Annotated in this window: 19 protein-coding genes; 9 read left to right on the top strand and 10 right to left on the bottom strand. The window is 64.6% G+C overall.

The annotated features are described in order from the left end of the window. Positions 1-4: 4 nt before the first annotated feature. From aroE to mpl, 6 genes are all read right to left on the bottom strand, one after another. Positions 5-820 (bottom strand): shikimate dehydrogenase, encoded by an 816-nt coding sequence (gene aroE / locus AC56LN_RS01585; RefSeq protein ID WP_499569600.1) that lies wholly within the window; start codon positions 818-820, stop codon positions 5-7. Next, a complete protein-coding gene (locus tag AC56LN_RS01580; protein WP_499569599.1) occupies positions 817-1,701 on the bottom strand; it encodes an energy transducer TonB in 885 nt (294 codons plus the stop codon). Before AC56LN_RS01580 ends, aroE begins: the two co-directional genes overlap by 4 nt. Before the next feature lie 178 nt (positions 1,702-1,879). Beyond that, a complete protein-coding gene (locus tag AC56LN_RS01575; RefSeq protein ID WP_499569598.1) occupies positions 1,880-3,925 on the bottom strand; it encodes a ribonuclease catalytic domain-containing protein in 2,046 nt (681 codons plus the stop codon). A gap of 2 nt (positions 3,926-3,927) precedes the next feature. Next, positions 3,928-4,515, bottom strand: a complete 588-nt coding sequence (locus AC56LN_RS01570) for a chorismate--pyruvate lyase family protein (RefSeq protein ID WP_499569597.1) — start codon at positions 4,513-4,515, stop codon at positions 3,928-3,930. Then, positions 4,512-5,123: a YqiA/YcfP family alpha/beta fold hydrolase gene (locus tag AC56LN_RS01565; RefSeq protein ID WP_499569596.1), complete on the bottom strand. Its 612-nt coding sequence runs from the start codon at positions 5,121-5,123 to the stop codon at positions 4,512-4,514. The genes AC56LN_RS01570 and AC56LN_RS01565 overlap by 4 nt, the downstream gene beginning before the upstream one ends. Before the next feature lie 14 nt (positions 5,124-5,137). Beyond that, on the bottom strand, positions 5,138-6,514 hold the full coding sequence (gene mpl, locus AC56LN_RS01560; protein ID WP_499569595.1) for a UDP-N-acetylmuramate:L-alanyl-gamma-D-glutamyl-meso-diaminopimelate ligase: 1,377 nt from the start codon (positions 6,512-6,514) through the stop codon (positions 5,138-5,140). Between the two features lie 89 nt (positions 6,515-6,603). Here mpl and AC56LN_RS01555 point away from each other — a divergent pair, with 89 nt between their 5' ends. The 8 genes from AC56LN_RS01555 (at position 6,604) to AC56LN_RS01520 (ending at position 13,409) form a co-directional block, all read left to right on the top strand. Then, positions 6,604-7,236 carry a hypothetical protein gene (locus AC56LN_RS01555; RefSeq protein ID WP_499569594.1) on the top strand — a complete coding sequence of 211 codons (633 nt, stop codon included), beginning with the start codon at positions 6,604-6,606 and terminating at the stop codon, positions 7,234-7,236. Next, positions 7,233-7,799 (top strand): TlpA family protein disulfide reductase, encoded by a 567-nt coding sequence (locus AC56LN_RS01550; RefSeq protein WP_499569593.1) that lies wholly within the window; start codon positions 7,233-7,235, stop codon positions 7,797-7,799. The genes AC56LN_RS01555 and AC56LN_RS01550 overlap by 4 nt, the downstream gene beginning before the upstream one ends. 132 nt (positions 7,800-7,931) lie before the next feature. Next, positions 7,932-8,363 carry a type II 3-dehydroquinate dehydratase gene (aroQ, locus tag AC56LN_RS01545; RefSeq protein ID WP_499569592.1) on the top strand — a complete coding sequence of 144 codons (432 nt, stop codon included), beginning with the start codon at positions 7,932-7,934 and terminating at the stop codon, positions 8,361-8,363. 94 nt (positions 8,364-8,457) lie between these two features. After that, the gene (accB, locus tag AC56LN_RS01540) at positions 8,458-8,916 is read left to right on the top strand and encodes an acetyl-CoA carboxylase biotin carboxyl carrier protein (RefSeq protein ID WP_499569591.1); all 459 of its coding nucleotides are present in this window, start codon (positions 8,458-8,460) and stop codon (positions 8,914-8,916) included. Between the two features lie 103 nt (positions 8,917-9,019). Beyond that, positions 9,020-10,420, top strand: coding sequence for an acetyl-CoA carboxylase biotin carboxylase subunit (gene accC / locus AC56LN_RS01535; protein WP_499569590.1), 1,401 nt, complete (start codon positions 9,020-9,022; stop codon positions 10,418-10,420). Continuing rightward, complete coding sequence (gene prmA / locus AC56LN_RS01530) at positions 10,417-11,370, top strand: 50S ribosomal protein L11 methyltransferase (protein WP_499569589.1); 954 nt, start codon at positions 10,417-10,419, stop codon at positions 11,368-11,370. Before accC ends, prmA begins: the two co-directional genes overlap by 4 nt. 4 nt (positions 11,371-11,374) lie before the next feature. Further along, positions 11,375-12,457, top strand: a complete 1,083-nt coding sequence (locus tag AC56LN_RS01525) for a DUF3426 domain-containing protein (protein WP_499569588.1) — start codon at positions 11,375-11,377, stop codon at positions 12,455-12,457. 10 nt (positions 12,458-12,467) lie between these two features. After that, the gene (locus AC56LN_RS01520; protein ID WP_499569587.1) at positions 12,468-13,409 is read left to right on the top strand and encodes a carbohydrate kinase family protein; all 942 of its coding nucleotides are present in this window, start codon (positions 12,468-12,470) and stop codon (positions 13,407-13,409) included. Positions 13,410-13,487: 78 nt separating this feature from the next. On the opposite strand, the gene AC56LN_RS01515 is transcribed toward AC56LN_RS01520, so the two are convergent. Continuing rightward, positions 13,488-14,018 carry a YggT family protein gene (locus tag AC56LN_RS01515; protein ID WP_499569586.1) on the bottom strand — a complete coding sequence of 177 codons (531 nt, stop codon included), beginning with the start codon at positions 14,016-14,018 and terminating at the stop codon, positions 13,488-13,490. A 116-nt stretch (positions 14,019-14,134) separates the two neighbouring features. Beyond that, the gene (locus AC56LN_RS01510) at positions 14,135-14,632 is read right to left on the bottom strand and encodes a hypothetical protein (RefSeq protein WP_499569585.1); all 498 of its coding nucleotides are present in this window, start codon (positions 14,630-14,632) and stop codon (positions 14,135-14,137) included. Here AC56LN_RS01510 and AC56LN_RS01505 point away from each other — a divergent pair. Then, positions 14,613-15,704, top strand: a complete 1,092-nt coding sequence (locus AC56LN_RS01505) for a hypothetical protein (protein ID WP_499569584.1) — start codon at positions 14,613-14,615, stop codon at positions 15,702-15,704. The genes AC56LN_RS01510 and AC56LN_RS01505 overlap by 20 nt on opposite strands. Positions 15,705-16,217: 513 nt before the next feature. Here AC56LN_RS01505 and AC56LN_RS01500 read toward each other — a convergent pair. Further along, positions 16,218-16,637, bottom strand: a complete 420-nt coding sequence (locus AC56LN_RS01500) for a hypothetical protein (protein ID WP_499569582.1) — start codon at positions 16,635-16,637, stop codon at positions 16,218-16,220. A 75-nt stretch (positions 16,638-16,712) separates the two neighbouring features. After that, on the bottom strand, positions 16,713-18,416 hold the full coding sequence (locus AC56LN_RS01495; protein WP_499569581.1) for a PQQ-dependent sugar dehydrogenase: 1,704 nt from the start codon (positions 18,414-18,416) through the stop codon (positions 16,713-16,715). Positions 18,417-18,428: the final 12 nt, after the last annotated feature.

Below are 18,428 nucleotides of genomic sequence, written 5' to 3'. Positions count from 1 at the left end.
CCTGTTATTGTGATTGACGCATCGATGCCAGCACGTGCGCCGTGCCCGGCCGCTTGCCCCGCCACAGCGCGAACGCTTCGGCGGCCTGCTCCACCAGCATGCCCAGGCCGTCGCGCACGGCGGCGCCGTGACCTGCAGCAAAGTCCATGAACACGGTTGGCTTGTTTCCGTACATCATATCCAACGCGAGCGTGCCCGGGCCGAATACGGTCGCCGGCACCGGCGGCACGGCCGCGTCCAGGCTGGCCGACGTCGCATTGATGATCACGTCGAACGGACCCTCGACATCGGTGAAGCCGCTGACCGCCAGGCGCGCCGCATGGTCGGCAAACTCCGCCACCAGCGCCTCGGCGGTGGCCAGCGTGCGGTTGGCAATGACGATCTGGCGCGGGCCGGCGTCCAGCAACGGCAGGAGCGCGCCGCGCGCGGCGCCGCCCGCCCCCAGCAACAGCACGCGCTTGCCATCCAGCGACACACCCGCATTGCGCACGATGTCGGCGACCAGGCCCACGCCGTCGGTGTTGTCGCCGACGATCCCGTCGCCGTCGAAGACCAGCGTATTGACGGCGCCGGCTGCCTGCGCGCGCGCGGTCAAACGCGTGGCCAGGCGGGCCGCTTCCAGCTTGAATGGCACGGTGACGTTGGCGCCCTTGTAGCCTTCACTGACCAGGCGCGCCACCGTCGCGGCAAAGCCGTCGAGCGGCGCCAGGCACTGTTCATACTGGATGTCTTCGCCCAGCTCCGCGGCGTACTGCCCGTGGATGCGCGGCGACTTGCTGTGGGCAATCGGGTTGCCGATGACGCAGTAACGGTCGGTCATGGCGATGCATTTCCCAGGGTTGCGCGCAGACTGTCTTCGCGGGTGAACTGGAAGCGCGTAAAGACTTCCCACAAATCGTCCTTGCCCTTGGTGCGCATATTGGCCGGGAACGCACCGTACGGCGCCGAGCGGCGCACGATGTCGAGCGCCGCCTTGTCGAGCGCGGGATTGCCCGAGCTGCGCTCGACCTTCGGGCCGCCATCCTTCAGGTACAGCGTGCCGTCCTGGTAGACGGGGATGTACACGACCAGCTCGCCATACAGTTTCTTGCCGGCCTGCTGCGGGAAATTCAGCGTGCCGACTTCCTCGATCCGCTTCTGCATCGCCTTGTAGTACAGCGCGTAGCCGGCCTCGCGCGTGCTTGGCGTGATCTGCGTGCGTTTCGGGCGGCGGTTTTCTTCTTCGATGCGCTCGAAGATTTCGGCGGCGCTGCGCGAGATGGCGCGCGATGTGTCGAGGTTGTCCTCGCCCGTGCGCGACGGATCCGGCTTTTCCCGTTCGGTGACCGGGGGCGCAGTGAAGCTCGACGTGCGGGCGCGCGTGACGACGTTCTGCTGGATCTGCTCGAGCGCCGCAATGCGGCGCTGCAGCGCCTTGATGCTGTCACCATCCTCCGTCTTGCGCAGGTCGGGCAGCGGCGACTTGGCGCGGCCCGCTTCGGCCGTGCCGCCGCCGTCCAGGTTCGCCTGGGCCAGAGCGTCGGCCTTCGCTGGCGCGCGGTCGTGCTTGGCGTTGACCAGGATGACCTCGAGCCCGGGGTCGGCCGGGGTCTGGCGGAATGTTTCAGGCGCAGCAAAGCGCACCGCCAGCAGCGCCGCGTGGGCTGCCACCGATACGGCCAGGGCAATGATCAGGGGACGGTTGTGTAGGAGAGACTTCACGCGCTGCGGGTGAGAATTGAATCGGAGAATGGATTCATTCTAACCTGAGGCGAACTGATACGGGAGGCGGAATTGGCGCACGGCATAACGTGGTGCGTTCGACAATAGCATCCGGATAACAGGCGTTATCAGGTAGTCACGCATGGCTGACAGCGCCAGCCATCCGTGACCATGGATATCAAGGCGCGGCTGGCGCGGTGTCACCCGCATCGCCCGTGTCGACCACCGCAACAGCGCCTTCCGCCTCCACCGCTTCGGCCGCAGCCGCTTCGCCGGTGTCGGCGTCGGTGTCTTCTTCTTCCTCGATGGCCGCATCCGGCGCGGCGCTTGCCACTTCCAGCAAACGCGCCTCGAGGTTCAGTTCGATCTCGTCCCAGCGAACGATGTCGAGCTTGACCTGCGCGCCGCGCGCCACCTGCGACATGCCCGGCAAACGCACCACCAGCGGCACGTCGGTCAGGCGCACGAGCTCGTCCTTGAGCACGACGGCGTCGACCATCTTGACGCCCTCCTGCCCCAGCCAGCGCAGGCACCAGTAGCGCTCCATGTTCTGCTGGAACTCGTTGTAGGCCGCGTACGCCGCGTCGAAACTCGACACAATGGAAAACAGCGTCGCATCGCGGTGCTTGAACGGCGCGACGAGCGGCGCGGTGACGCCGTTTTCAGCTGCTGCGATGATCTGCCACTGGTTGACCAGGTCGGTATAGCGGCGCAGCGGTGACGTGCTCCATGCGTACTGGTCCACGCCCAGGCCCTGGTGCGGCGCGGCGTGCGTGACCATGCGCACCTGCATCTTGGCGGCCCAGCCGCCGGCGCCCGGCCCCTGCGAGCGGTAGATGCCCGGCACGCCCGAGTCGTGCAGCAGCTTGCCCCAGGTACTGTTGGCAAAGATCATCAGCTCGGCGACGATCTTGTCCAGCGGCGCGCCGCGCTTGCGGCGCACGATCGAGACCACGTCGTCCTCGACGTAGAAATTGAAGTCCATGCGGTTGGCTTGCTCGGGCTTGAGGCCAAAGGCTTCGCGCTTTGCCATGCGGCCAGCTTCGAGCTGCAAGGCCCACTGCCACAACTGGCCCAGTTCTTCCTTGTGCGGATACTCGCCCTCGCCGCTGGCCAGCGTTTCTTCATTGACCAGGTCGTCCAGGTCGTTGTGGCGGAGATTGCTCTTGATCGGCACCAGCTCGGCGCGCGTCGTCGTCGACACCACGCTCCAGTCTTCGGGATTCAAGACGGCGTACAGCGACAGCGCCGGGCAATCATTGCCCTCGGCCAGCGTGAATGCATTGACCACCTCGTCCGGCAGCATCGTGATCTTGTCGCCCGGCATGTACACGGTCGACATGCGCGCGCGGGCGATCTTGTCGATCGCGTCGTCCGGCCGCACGGCCAGGCCCGGCGCCGCGATGTGGATACCCACGCGCACGGTGCCATCGTCCAGCTTGACGACGGAGAACGCATCGTCGATCTCGGTGGTGGTCACGTCGTCGATCGAGAACGCGGCAACGTCGGCGCGCGGCAGGTCGGTCGGTGCTTTCGGCACGTCCACCGGCGCAAAGCCGGCCCCGCGCGGGAAGTTCTCGAACAGGAAGCGCCCCATGTGCAGGTCTTTGGGCGAGGCCAGGCCGCCGACGTCCAGCATCAGGCGCGCAGGATTGGTCTGCAGCTCGTTGGCCGCGGCCTCGAACGCCTTGTATTCGATCGTGTTCTTGTCGGGCTTGAACAGCAGCTGGTGCACGAGTGGCTGCATCGACTCGGGCAGCTTGCCCGCTTTCAGTTCGTCGACATAGCCGGCCTGGATGATGGCCTGCTGCTTTTTCTTTTCAATGCCGGCCAGGGCGGCCTTGAGCGACGCTTCTGGCGCGGCCTTGTAGCGGCCACGGCCCTTCTTGTAGAAGTAGATGGGCGAGCCGTGCAGCGTCAGCACGAGGCCGGCCGCTTCGTGCGGCAGCGGCGCGTGGCCGAAGTATTCGGCGCCCAGCTCGGCAAAGCCGAATTCCTCTTCGCCCGCGACTTCCCACAGGAATTCGAGGTCGACGTCGGCCGCCACGGCCCTGGCCGCGTCCATCAGTTCTTGCGGCGCGGGCTTTTCAAACTGCAGCAGCACGTCACGCGTTTTGACCTTGGTGCGCTTGCCGCTGGCCAGTTCGACCTGGTATGCCTCGCCGGCTTGCGACAGGATGGCGCCGACCTTGAAGTCGCCCGATTCCTCAAAAAATACATTCATGATTATTCTGTGTTGTTCGTGGTTGCGCCCGCTCCCAGGCTGAGCACCGCCGGCAAGAATACCTCGGTGACCAGGAGCAGGCCTTGACGGCGGCGATAGACGCAGCGCCGCGCATGGTAAATCGGCTGTTGGACGCCGGCGCCGCCAATGGCCGCGTGCGCGCGGCGCACCAGCGGATGGTCGGCGCCCAGGCGCGCAAATTCAAGTGATCCGCGCCGCACGAGCGGATCGTAAAACAGGGTCGAGCCGAGCGAGCGTTCGCCCAGCGCCGAAAACAGCGGCCAGTCGCTCGCATCGGCATCGGGCGGCACGACCGTGTGCGCAAAGACCACCGGCGTGCCGTCGCAGACGAGCAGCACTTCGCGTTCCCAGACGCGTTGTGGCCGCGCCAGGCCAATCGCTGCCGCTTCGTCGGCCAGGCAGACGGCACCGTGCTGGTGCAGGCGGCGCACGCAAAACGCGTCGCTGCTGGCGACCAGGCGCGCGGTCAGCGAGCCGGGCGTGACGAGCCAGTCGTGCATTGGCGCGGACGCGCGCACGGCGCGTGCATGCGGCTGCCAGGCGGCCAGGCGCAGCGAACGGTTCCTCACTGCGCCGGGTCTCCAGCTGCGGGGGCGGCGGCGTCCATGCCGCAGAACGCCAGCACGTCATCGACATACATCGGAAACTCCGACACTGCGTGGTCGCTGCCGTAGATCACATGCTGGCGCGCGCCGGCGTAGTGGGCCACCATGTCGCGGTAGTCCAGCACTTCGTCACCTGTGGCGGCCAGCAAAAAGTACCGCTCGGGCTGCGTGATGGCGTCGACGCGCAGTGCCTTGAGTTCATCGATGTACTCGGCGCGAAACTCGAACGGTTCGTCCGAATGCCAGTTGGTCGTCACGCCCACGTGGTGTTCGAGGTTGCGGGTCGGGTCGACCGACGGGTTGATGACGACGGCCGGCACACCCAGGCGCTCGGCCAGCGCGCACGCATAGAAGCCGCCAAGGGACGAGCCGACGATGGCGAGATTGCCCGGTGCATGCTGCGCGGCCAGGTCCAGCGCCATCGCGAACGCGGCCTTTGGCGACGCCGGCAATTGCGGGCAGATCAGGCGGTCGAGCAGGCCGCGCTCTTCAAGCGCCGCCTGCACGACGCGCGCCTTCATCGATCTGGGCGACGAGCGAAAGCCGTGCAAATACAGAAGGTACGGTGGCAAAGCAGGCACCGACGTCATGGGGCCAGCGCGTCCAGCAGCTTCTGGTGCACACCGCCGAAGCCGCCATTGCTCATGACCAGGATATGATCGCCCGGCTGCGCCTGCTGCACGATGGCCTGCACCATATAGTCGATCTGGTCGAAGCTGTGCGCGATCGTGCCCATCGGCTTGAACGCATCGGCCAGGGACCAGCCCAGCGCCTGCTGGCTGCCGAAGCCGAACACCAGGTCGGCATCCTTCAGGCTGCCCGGCAGCGCGTCCTTCATCGCGCCCAGCTTCATCGTGTTCGAGCGCGGCTCGAGCACGGCCAGGATGCGGCCGCCGCCCAGCGCGCCCAGCTTCTGGCGCAGGCCGCCGACCGTGGTGGCGATCGCCGTCGGGTGGTGGGCGAAGTCGTCGTAGACGGTGATGTTATTGACCACGCCGCGCACCTCCATGCGGCGCTTGACGTTCTCGAAGCGGGCCAGCGATTCGATGGCCTGCGCGACCGGCACGCCGACGTGGCGCGCGGCGGCGATGGCGGCCAGCGCGTTCGAGCGGTTGTGCTTGCCGGTCAGGCTCCAGTGCACGGTGCCTTGCGGCGCGCCCTTGAAGATGACGTCGAAGCTGGCGCCGCCCGGGTGCTCGACCATCGTCCAGTCGACGCCATCGGCGCCGCCAAAGCTCTCTTTGTCGCTCCAGCAACCGCGCTTGAGCACGCGCCCGATCGAGGCTTCGTCGCCATTGACCACCAGTCGGCCCACGCCTGGCACGGTACGTACCAGGTGGTGGAACTGGGTTTCGATGGCGCCGATGTCCGGGAAGATGTCGGCGTGGTCGTATTCCAGGTTGTTCAGCACGGCCGTCTTGGCGTGGTAGTGCACGAACTTGCTGCGCTTGTCGAAGAATGCCGTGTCGTATTCATCGGCTTCGATGACGAAGAAGTCCGATGGCTTGTCGCCATGCAGGCGCGCCGAGACGCCGAAGTTCATCGGCACGCCGCCAATCAGGAAGCCCGGTGCATAGCCGGCATCTTCCAGTATCCAGGCCAGCATCGACGTCGTGGTCGTCTTGCCGTGCGTGCCGGCCACGGCCAGCACCCATTTTTCGCGCAGAATATGCTCGCCAATCCACTGCGGCCCCGACATATACGGCAAGCCGCGGTTCAGGATTTCCTCGATCAGCGGATTGCCGCGCGTCATCACATTGCCAATGACATACAGATCGGGATTCAGCGACACCTGTTCCGGGCCATAGCCCTGGATCAGCTCGATGCCTTGCGCCTGCAACTGCGTGCTCATCGGCGGATAGACGTTGGCGTCGCAACCGGTCACGCGATGACCGGCTTCCTTGGCCAGGACCGCCAGGCCACCCATGAAGGTGCCGCAAATGCCGAGAATATGAATGTGCATGAGAAGGTGCGCTGGTGCGATGTAAATGGACGAAACCGGGATTCTACCCGAGGCGCTGCCAAATTAAGGTTCAGAGTATGATCTCGATCATGATGCCGAACTTGAACAACGATCTTATTCAATTGCGCGCCGAGATCGCCCTCGTGGCTGCGCGCATGGTTGCCCAGGATGGCGCCGACATCGATACCGCGCGCCGCAAGGCGGCCCGCCAGGTGCTCGGCGTGAACCAGCCTGTCCCCAATATGATGCCGGACGACATCCAGATCGAAGACGAAGTGCGCAAGTACCTGGCGCTGTTCGGTGGCCCGGACCACGGCGAGCGCCTGGCGCAATTGCGCACCACGGCGCTGCAGGTCATGGAGGCGCTGGCCGACTTTAATCCGTACATCACGGGCCCGGTGCTGCAAGGCACGGCCGGCGAGCACGACGATATCCACCTGCAACTGTTCGCCGACAGCGCGAAAGAAGTGCAGATCTATCTGCTGAACCGCAATGTTAATATCGAGATCTCGGAAACCCCGCACTTCAAGGGGGGGCGCCATGCGCCTGTCGAGACCGTCAGTTTCCCGTGGATGAAGGAAACTGTGCATGCGCAATTGTTTGAATACCAAGACCTGCGCGGCGCGCTCAAGCCGCGCGCAGATGGCCGTCCGCAGCGTCTCGACGCTGCCGGCCTGCGCGCGCTGATCGCTGCCGACTCAACACTGGAACAGAACGAATGAACAAGAAACACCTGGCCGCCTACGCGGCAGTGGCCGCGCTGTTTGGCGTGATGGGCGCCGTCGTTGCACTCTATAAAAAAGCGCCGGCCCCGGCCTCTCCCCAGATCAGCACGACTGCCGGCGCGGGTGCAGTGACCAATGCCGTCACCAACCTGTATGCGCAATCGCTCAACAACCTGGCGGGTGAACCACAGCCGCTGGCCCAGTGGAAGGGCAAGCCCCTCCTGGTGAATTTCTGGGCCACCTGGTGCGGCCCTTGCGTACAGGAAATGCCGGAGCTGTCGCACCTGGCAGGTGAAGACAAGGGCAAGCATTTCAATGTGATCGGCATCGGCATCGATTCGCCGACGAACATGAGCGAATTTGCTGCCAAGCACCAGATTGCCTACCCACTCTACGTGGCGGGTATGGGCGGGACCGAGCTGTCGAAGGAATTGGGCAACACGATGGGCGGCTTGCCGTACACTGTGCTGATCGGCGCCGACGGGCAGGTACTCAAGACGTATATTGGCAAGCTCAAGTTCGACGAACTGCGCGCCGACCTGGCCAAATTGAACGGTTGATGACGGGTTTAACGAACGATCGTACGATTTGCAATTGCGGCCAATTTCGGCTAATCAGCAGCAATTTTACCGCTTGCCAACAGCCGAGCTAGGCGGCACAATGCCTGACTTTCGGGCTACCAGACTCTCATTATGGCGAAAAAGCTACTGCTTCTCAACGGCCCCAACCTCAATTTATTGGGGACGCGCGAGCCTGCAGTGTATGGCACGACGACACTGGCCGACATCGAGAACGCAGCAGTTGAACAAGCCATGCAAGCCGGCGCTGCACTGGAGCATTTCCAGAGCAATCATGAGGGCGCCCTGATCGATCGCATCCACGCCGCACGCAGCGAAGGCGTGGATTTTATCGTGATCAATCCTGGTGGCTTGACCCATACCAGCGTAGCACTGCGCGATGCGTTCGCGTCGGTGGCCATTCCATTCGTCGAGGTGCACGTGTCGAACGTGCATGCCCGCGAATCGTTCCGGCAGCATTCCTACCTCTCCGGCATCGCGCGCGGCGTGATCTGCGGACTGGGGCCGCACGGATACAGGTTTGCCATCGACTTCGCACTTAAATAGCGTTAATCTACGTCAACTTCATGTATCAGCGGCCGTGCGGCGTGTTTGACGCGCCGGCCTGCTCTCTAAAACGAATAATTCCAAGGGGTTTCACATGGATCTACGAAAACTCAAGACCTTGATCGATCTGGTCGCTGAATCGGACATCGCCGAACTCGAAGTGACCGAAGGCGAAAGCAAGGTCCGCATCGTCAAGTCGTCGGCTGTTGGCCAGGGCCAGATGATGATGATGCCGCAACAAGGCGTGCAACAATTCGCGGCACCAGCCCCGGCCGCTGCGCCTGTCGCCGCAGCGCCGGTCGTGGCCGCCGAGCCAACCGGCCACGTCGTCAAGTCGCCGATGGTCGGTACCTTCTACCGTTCGTCCGCACCGGGCGCTGCCGCGTTCGTCGAAGTGGGCGCCAACATCAAGGAAGGCGACACGCTGTGCATCATCGAAGCGATGAAGCTCCTGAACGAAATCGACGCCGATGTCTCGGGCGTTGTCACCAAGATCCTCGTGGAAAACGGCCAGCCGGTCGAATTCGGCCAGCCGCTGTTCGTGATTGGCTAAAGCCTCAAGCTGGGCGGCAGTCCTGCCCCCAGCTCACCCATGACGTGTCCGGCGCCGCTTGTCTTTCAGCTGCGCCGGTTTTCACTGAACCACCGGACCAACCATGTTTGAAAAAATCCTCATCGCCAACCGTGGTGAAATCGCGCTGCGTATCCAGCGCGCCTGCCGCGAGCTGGGCATCAAGACGGTCGTCGTGCACTCCGAGGCCGACAAGGACGCCAAGTACGTGAAACTGGCGGACGAATCGGTCTGCATCGGCCCGGCGCAGTCGAGCCTCAGCTATCTGAACATGCCCGCGATCATCAGTGCGGCCGAAGTGACCGACGCCGAAGCGATCCACCCGGGCTACGGCTTCCTGTCCGAAAACGCCGACTTCGCCGAGCGCGTCGAGAAATCGGGCTTCGTCTTCATCGGCCCGCGTTCCGAATCGATCCGCCTGATGGGCGACAAGGTCTCGGCCAAGCAGGCCATGATCCGCGCCGGCGTGCCGTGCGTGCCAGGCTCGGACGGCGCCCTGCCGGACGACCCGAAGGAAATCGTGCAGACGGCGCGTCGCGTCGGCTACCCGGTGATCATCAAGGCTGCCGGCGGCGGTGGCGGACGCGGCATGCGCGTGGTGCACACCGAAGCGGCGCTGCTCAACGCCGTGGCGATGACCAAGACCGAAGCCGGCGCCGCCTTTGGCAATCCGGAAGTCTATATGGAGAAGTATCTGGAAAATCCGCGTCACGTGGAAATCCAGATCCTGGCTGACGAACACAAAAACGCCGTCTGGCTCGGCGAGCGCGATTGCTCGATGCAGCGCCGCCACCAGAAGGTCATCGAAGAAGCGCCGGCGCCGGGCATCCCGCGCAAGCTGATCGAAAAGATCGGTGACCGCTGCGCCGAAGCCTGCCGCAAGATCGGCTACCGCGGCGCCGGCACCTTCGAATTCCTGTACGAGAATGGCGAGTTCTACTTCATCGAAATGAACACGCGTATCCAGGTCGAGCATCCGGTCACCGAGATGATCACCGGGATCGACATCGTCCAGGAACAGATCCGCATCGCCTGCGGCGAAAAGCTGCGTTTCCGCCAGCGCGACATCATGCTGTCGGGTCACTCGATCGAGTGCCGCATCAATGCCGAAGACCCGTTCAAGTTCACGCCGTCGCCGGGCCGCATCACCAGCTGGCATCCGCCGGGTGGCCCTGGCATCCGCGTCGATTCGCACTCGTACGCCGGCTACTACGTGCCGCCGCACTACGACTCGATGATCGGCAAGGTCATCGCGTATGGCGCCACGCGCGAACAGGCGATTCGCCGCATGCAGATCGCGCTGTCCGAGATGGTGGTCGAGGGTATCCTGACCAATATTCCGCTGCACCGCGAACTGATGGTCGATGCCCGCTTCATCGAAGGCGGCACCAACATCCACTACCTGGAGCAGAAACTGGCCGCCAAGCCTGACCTGCCGAAGGAAACGGCGCTGTCGGCCAAATCCGAAGTCAAGGTGATCGAATGAGCTGGACTGAAGTCGTCATCGAACTGGCGCGCGAACACGCCGAGGCGCTGTCGGACGCCCTGATGGAAGCCGGCGCGCTGTCGGTGTCGGTGGAAGACGCCGACGAAGGCACCGAAGACGAAAAACCGCTGTTCGGCGAGCCGGGCATGGAGCCGACCGAAGCGGCCTGGGATCACAGCCGCGTTGTCGCGCTGACCGATGCCGATGCCGACCAGCTGGCGATCGTCACCGAGGCCGCGCAAGCGATCCGGCTGCCCGTCGTGCCGGCGTTCACCACCCGCAAGGTGGAAGACGCCGACTGGGTGCGCCTGACGCAGTCGCAGTTCGAGCCGATCCACATCGGCACCAATATCTGGGTCGTGCCGAGCTGGCACGTCGCGCCGGACCCGAACGGCCTGATCCTCGAGCTGGACCCGGGCCTGGCCTTCGGCACCGGCAGCCATCCGACGACGCGCCTGTGCATGGAGTGGCTCGAAGCCCATCCTGCGCCGGGCAAGTCGGTGCTGGACTACGGCTGCGGTTCGGGCATCCTGGCGATGGTGGCCAAGAAGCTGGGCGCGCAGGACGTGGCCGGTGTCGACATCGATCCGCAGGCGATCGAGTCGGCCCGCGCCAATGCCGAGCGTAACAACGTCGCCATCGACTTCTACCTGCCTGACACGTTTGCCGCTTCCGGCAATGCGCGCCATGCGAGCGGCAAGTTCGACATCGTCGTGGCCAACATCCTGTCGAGCCCATTGAAGCTGATGGCGCCGATGCTGGCTGGCCGCGTGGCCGATGGCGGTTCGCTCGTGCTGTCGGGCGTGCTGGCACGCCAGGCCGACGAAGTGGCCGCAGCCTACGCACCATTCATCAAGCTGGGCGTCTGGGCCGAGCAGGATGGCTGGGTCGCCCTGCACGGCACGCTGGGCCAGGACACACCGCCGGCGCGCACTGCTACTGCCGGCTGAAGGCATGGCGCTCGCCACACAATGCCCCCACTGCGGCACGCAGTTCCGCGTCGCCGCGGACCAGCTCAAGCTGCGTGGGGGCATCGTGCGTTGTGGCGCATGCCAGCAGGTTTTTGACGGGAACAGCGCGCTGATCGATCTGGCGGCCGGGCCTGCACCGGTTGTTGCGGCGCCTGCCGATACGCCGGTCGACGTTTCTGCCCCTGATACTTCCCCTGCCCCCGTCGACGAGACGCCGGTCGAGACGCCGGTCGAGACACTTGCCCCGGTGAGTGAGCCGGCCGTGCCGCAGGAACCAGAACTGGCGCCGACGCCGCCATCAACGCCCGAACCGGACACCCTCCCCGCCCCCGAGCCAAGCCGCGAACACACGGCAGACTCGATCGGGCCGCCGACCCTGCTGCTGCGCGAATCGTCGGGCGGCTCGCCGCCGATCGCATCGAACGTACCCGCCTCGCCGCGCAACCGCGCTGCCGAAGCGCGTGCACGCCGCGTCAAGGCTGCACCGCCGCGCATTGACGAGGCGCCCAAACCACCACCGCCGCCGAAGCCGAAACCGGACGTCGATGAACCCGAGTTCGTGCGCAGCACGCGCCAGCGCGAAGCCTCCAGCAAGACGACGCGCACCGCGCTGGCCGTCGGCAGCATGCTGCTGCTGATCGCGCTGGTCGTGCAGGGGGCGTTGAGCTTCCGCGACGTGCTGGCGGCGCGCCATCCGGGCCTGCGCCCGGCGCTGGTCTCGACCTGCGCCCTGCTCGGCTGCAGCGTCAACCTGCCGGCGCGGCCGGAGCAGCTGGTGATCGAGACCGGTGAACTCATCACGCTGGGCGGCAACGCGTATACCTTCAGCACCGTGCTGCGCAACCAGGGCGACATGGCGCTGGCCTGGCCCAGCCTCGAACTGACGCTGAACGACCTTGACGACAAGCCGCTGGTGCGCCGCGTGTTCGCCCCGCGCGACTATGCCGGCGCCGCCGCTGCCGCGCCCACCGGGTTCGCCGCACGCGGCGAGCAGCAGGTGCGCATCCATTTCAGGCTGGAGGGCGCAGAGCCGTCCGGCTACCACATTGCAGTGTTCTATCCATGAAAGCCACACCATGACCAAAACCGCCCTGATCTGCGGCTCGCTCGCGTTCGACAAAATCATGCAGTACCACGGCCGCTTTGGCGACACGCTGCTGGCCGACCAGCTGCACCGCGTGAACGTGTCGTTCCTGGTGCCGACGCTGCGCACCGAATACGGCGGCTGCGCGGCCAATATCGCCTACAACCTCAAGCAGCTGGGCGGCGAGCCGTTAATGATGGGCACCCTGGGCCAGGACGGTGGCGACTACCTCAAGCGCATGCAGGAACAGGGACTTGAGACGCGCGGGATCCGCACGATCCCCGAGGCCTATACCGCACAGTGCTTCGTGACGGCCGACCAGGACAACAACCAGATCAACGCCTTCCACCCGGGCGCGATGGAATACTCGAACCAGAACAACGTGGCCGACCAGGGCGCGATCCGCGTGGCGATCATCTCGCCCGACGGCCGCGACGGCATGATCAAGCATGCGCGCGACTGCGCCGCGCAGAAGGTGCCGTTCATGTTCGATCCGGGCCAGCAACTGCCGATGTTCTCGGGCGAAGAACTGATCACGTTCATCGGCCAGGCCAGCTACCTGGCCTGCAATGACTACGAATTCGAGATGGTCATGGACCGCACGGGCCTGAGCCATGCCGACATCGCGGCGCGCCTGGAGGCGTTGATCATCACGCGCGGCGAAGCCGGCTCGGACATCTACGCGAACGGTGAGCACATCAAGATTCCAGCCGTGACGGCCACGAACGTGGTCGACCCGACCGGCTGCGGCGACGCCTACCGCGCAGGCCTGCTGTTCGGCATCACCAATGACCTGGACTGGGCCACGAGCGGGCGCATCGCCAGCCTGCTGGGCGCAATCAAGATCGCCTCGGCCGGTGGCCAGAACCACCGCTTCACGGCGCAGGAATTCGACGCGCAGTTCGAGCAGGCGTTCGGCAGCAAGTTCCGTTAAGCCGAAGGCGCGGCCAGCGCCGCGTCGGACATAAAAAAAGGCCTCTGCATGCAGAGGCCTTTTTTACGATCGGGTGGTTCAAACGTAGCCGAACACCTGCCGCAGCACAAACAGCAGGATCTGAATCAGCACGAGCGCCACCAGCACCGACAGGTCCATGCCGCCGATCGGCTTGACGACGCGCCGGATCGGCTGCAGCAGCGGCTGGTTGAGAGCGTGCACGAACGGCGCCAGCGGCGCATTCGGATTGACCCAGCTGAAGATCGCTTCGATGATCAACAGCGCCATGAAGCCGTACAGGATCCACGTCAGGAAGCGGTGCAGCGCGTACAGCAGCATCGTCTCGCCGCTGGCACCGGCCAGCAGCAGCACCGTGCTAGCCACCAGGACCACCAGGAAGGCGCCGATGAGGCTTGCCCAGTCGTAGCCGCGGGTGCCGGGCACCACGCGCCGCAGCGGCATCACCAGCCAGTCGGTGATGGTGTGGACGAACTGGCGAATCTGGTCGGGAAGACGCACGCGGATGGCATTCGTCCAGAAGCGCAGCAACAGCACCCCACCCAGCAGGCCTGCAACGATGTCGACGATAAACTGAAGAATGGACAGCACAGACTCTCCTCAAAAAAAAACCGCTGTGCGAAGGATCACACAGCGGCATTGTGCCTGAAGCGCGCCCCACTTGCCATGCTGCACGAGGCGCGCGGCAGGCAGGGCGAGGTTGGCGATTACGGACGGCTGCTGGTCGGGAACGGCCAGGCGGTTGGCGCGATCACGCTTTTTGCTGGCGCGGCCGCTGGCGCTGCCGGCGCGGCGGCAGGCGTGTCGCCCGCTTTCGCGTCAGCCGCTGCTGGCTTGGTGGCGGCCTTCTTGGCGGCTGGCTTTTTCGCTTCCGGCTTGGCGTCGGCCTTCACGTCTGCTTTCATGTCAGCTTTGGTATCGGCTTTCGCGTCCACTTTGACGTCCGGCGTCGTGTCGACCTTGACGTCGGCCTTCGTATCCGACTTGGCGGCGACTGGCTTGGCAGCGACTGGCTTGGCGGCAGCTGGCTTGGCCGCGACGGTCTTGGTAGCGACGGTCTTGGTGGCGGCTGGCTTGGCAGCGACAGTCCTGGTCGCAGCAGTCTTGGCGACAGCAGGTTTGGCGGCAGCGGTCGTGGTGGCAGCAGCCTTGGTCACGGCTGGCGTGGCTTTTTTCACGGCCGGCTTGGCCGCAGTGCTGGTCACGGTTGCTTTTTTCGCAACGGTCTTGGCAGCGGTGGTTTTATTGGCTGCCGGTTTGGCGGCGGCTTTGGTCACGGTCGCTTTTGGGGCCGCAGGTTTTGCCGTTACTTTGGTCGTTGCTTTGGTCGCGGCTGCTTTTTTGGTCACCGGTTTGGCAGCGGTCTTGCTGGTGCTTGCTTTTTTAGCGACCGGCTTGGCTGCTGCTTTGGTGGTGGTTTTCTTTACTGCAGTTTTGGTCGCTGGCTTGGCGGTCGATTTGGCAGTCGATTTAGCCGGCGATTTAGCAGCCGACCTGGTGGTCGATTTAGCGGTCGACTTGGTCGTGGCCTTGGCCGTGGTTTTCTTGGCTGCAGGTTTTGCGGCCGGCTTGGCTGCGGCTTTCTTTGCTGCTGGCTTGGCCGCTGGTTTGGCTGCGGCTTTCTTCGCTGCTGGTTTAGCTGCTGGTTTCGCTGCCGCTTTCTTCGCTGCCGGCTTGGCCGCCGGTTTCGCTGCTGGCTTCTTTGCTGCAGGCTTGGCTGCCGTCTTGGTTACTGACTTGCTGGCCGATTTAGTCGCCGACTTGGTGGCTGGCTTGGTTGCCGTCTTGGTTGCTGGCTTGGTTGCTGCCTTGGTTGCCGGCTTTGCAGTCGTTTTTGCAGCGACTTTCTTTACGGTCGGCTTGGCTGCAGTTTTAGCGACAGCTTTCTTTACCGTGGTCTTTGCTGCGGTTTTAGGCGCCGCTTTCTTTACTGCTGGCTTTGCTGCAGTCTTGGCGGTCGATTTAACCGTTGCCTTGGCGGCCGTGGTTTTGGGGGCCGTGGTTTTGGTCGCGGCAGTTTTGGTTGCAGTGGTTTTCTTTGCAACAGGTTTTGCCGTGGTTTTTGCCACTGGCTTGCTCACTGCCCGGGCTGCCGGCTTGGCTGCTGCCTTGGCGGTGGTCTTGGCGGTGGTGGTGGTCGCGGCTTTTTTCGCGACTGGTTTCTCTGCTGCAGCCTTTGCGGTCGACTTCGTCGTGGACGAAGGCGCGCTCTTCACTGCTGCCTTTACAACTGTTTTTTTAGCGGTTGCCATTTTAATTCTCCTTCATCTGCGATGAGAAATACGCTCAGGGTTTAAAACCCGCCAGGCCCGTGTTGACCCAGCGAGTTATTCATCGGCGCAAACCGTCAATCGATATGCGCCAATGAATCCGGCACCGGCTGAACTGCTGCAACTCCTCACAGTTGCAGCGCTTCAGCCAACGTCGACAGGTTACTGTTCCAGCGTCGTCACATCGCTACCCTTGCAGGTGCGAAAAGAAAAAGCCGCCTTGCCTGAGCAATTGGTCAGGCAAGGCGGCTTGTTCTTTTCGCTTCGCGTCCGTGCATACTGTTTGGTTCAGCGCCCTATTATTCGATCGATTTGCCCGATGCCCGCGACAATATCACATCTTCTCGATTTGACAAATTCAATCGCGTAAAGTACGTGGATTCTTTGTGTGCGCGCAACCGTGAATCGGAAACAAGCCGCGCGATATGGCGCGCCAAATAGGCAAGCGCGCCTGAATTGACGGGGATTCTGCAAATCACGCCGGATTAACGCGCGGGTTTCAAGCCGGCGTTGAATCGACTCAGAGATCGAACGGTCCGAACCAATAGATACTGTCGCTAACGCCGCCGCGTTTGGCAATATAGGCCAGCCGTGTTTGGCAATTGACGAATACTGAATGGAACGAGCCGTCCAGTTGTCGCGCCATCCGCTCTACCGGATGGCTGCCAAGCGGTACCAGGTAGACGGACCGTTGCGCTGTATCTGCCGGCGTGCTGGCGGTGGGGGCGACCACCATGTCCCTGGCCACCAGATTGAAACCGTTGCTGGTGACCCGGGCCCGCGCGCCGTCGTCCAGGGCCAGGCACGCCGCATCGCGCGGCGCGCCGCCCACGTAGTCTTCGAGAACCAGCGTCGGCTTGACCGCCGCGGGCGGTGTGCCGGCGCAGCCGGTGAGCAGGGCCGCGCCACAGATGGCCAGCCGGAAGGTATGCGGGTTCATGGGCGTCCTTGTAACCAGGGGATTCCCATCCTAGCGCATGTGCGGTCGCGTGTGGACGCGCATATTCACGTCGTGTCAGCGTCCCGGCGCCACGCGCCACAGCGTGCCGCCGGCATCGTCGACCACCAGCAGCGCACCATCGCGCGCGACTTCCACCGCGGCCGGGCGGCCCCATACATCGCGGTCACTGAGCACCATGCCGCTCATGAAGTCCTGGTACTGCCCGGTGGGCACCCCGTTCTTCATGAACACGCGCACGACCTTGTAGCCGGTGCGCACGCCCCGGTTCCACGAGCCGTGCAGCGCCACGAACACATCGCCCTCGTACGCTTTCGGGAACGCATTCTGCGCGCCTTTGGGCGCGTGATACACCACCATGCCCAGCGGCGCCGAGTGGGCCTGCAGCAGCACGTCCGGGGTGATCGTCTTGCCCTTCAGGTCGGGCCGGTGACCGGCCAGGCGCGGGTCTTCGTTGTCGCCGATGTAGTACCACGGCCAGCCATAGAAGCCGCCCTGCTTCACGCGCGTGAGGTAGTCCGGCGGCAGGTTGTCGCCCAGCGCATCGCGCTCGTTCACATTGCACATGACGTCGCCCGTGGCCGGCAGCACCAGCAGACCGACGCAGTTGCGCAGACCGGTCGCAAACGTGCGGCGGTTCTTGCCGTCCGGGTCGAACGCCATGACGGTGGCGCGGTCCGTCTCGACGCCCCAGGCGCCGCCCACGCCATGCTGGCGCTCCCACTGCGCCAGCGGCACGGGTGGCGTGCGGCCGATGTCGGCGGCGACGTTGGTGGCCGAACCGATCGACAGCAGCAGCGTCTTGCCATCCTTCGAAAACGCCAGCGTGCGCGTCGTGTGCCCGCCGCTGGTCTCGGACAGTTCGGCGATCACGGTTTCGGGCGCCGCGCGTGCCGTCAGGTCGCCATTGCGGTACGGGATGCGTACCACCGAATTGACGCCGGCCACATACAGATACTGCGGATTGGCGCCGCTCGGCCAGAACGCCATGCCGTACGGGCGCGCCAGGCCAGTGGCGAACGCGCCAGCGCTGTCGGCCTTCTTGCCATCGCGCGAACGCAGCACCTTGATCGCGCCCACACCGGTCGCGGCCAGGAACACGTCACCGTTCGGTGCGCGCAGCGCCACGCGCGGCTTGTCGGCGTCCTGTGCGAACACGCTGACCGTGAAGCCGGGCATCACGGTCGGCAGCGTGCCGTTCGGCCGCACCTGCACGCGCGCGCTGTTGCCGGCGCTGTCCGTGGCAAACGGCGCGGCCAGGTCGGTCGGCTTGATGTGCCAGATCTTGCCGGGCTGGTTGTCGGTCCAGGCGCCGGTGCGGTTTTCAGCTTGTGCATCGGCTTTTACAACAGCTGGCGCGGCAGCGGCAGTGCCCTGCAGGCTGGCCAGGTAATCGATCAGCGCGCCGCGCTGTGTCGCATCCGGCACGCCGACCGGCATCGTCGTGCCGGGCACGCGTTTGGCCGGGTCGAGCAGGAACACATCGAGTTCGTCGCGCGTCCACACCGTGCCGTCCGCACCGGCCTTGGCCAGCGCCGCTGAATAATTGAACCCGGCGACACCCGCCGCCTTGCGCCCGATGACGCCAAACAGGCCAGGGCCGGCCAGCGGCGCCAGCCCGGCATCGACCGTGTGGCAGCTGGCGCAGTTGTTCTGGAAGATGGTGCGGCCCGCGGCCACCTGAGGCGCGGCGTGGGCAATGGATACCGTCGCCAGACCGGCGAGCATGAGGGCGTGCAGCAGCAGGGTGCGGGAATGCAAGGGTGTCTCCTG

It is taken from the genome of Telluria sp. ZT3P26, assembly GCF_059686035.1.
The sequence above is the reverse complement of the archived record's forward strand: the minus strand, read 5'-3'. Positions and strand labels throughout refer to the sequence as shown.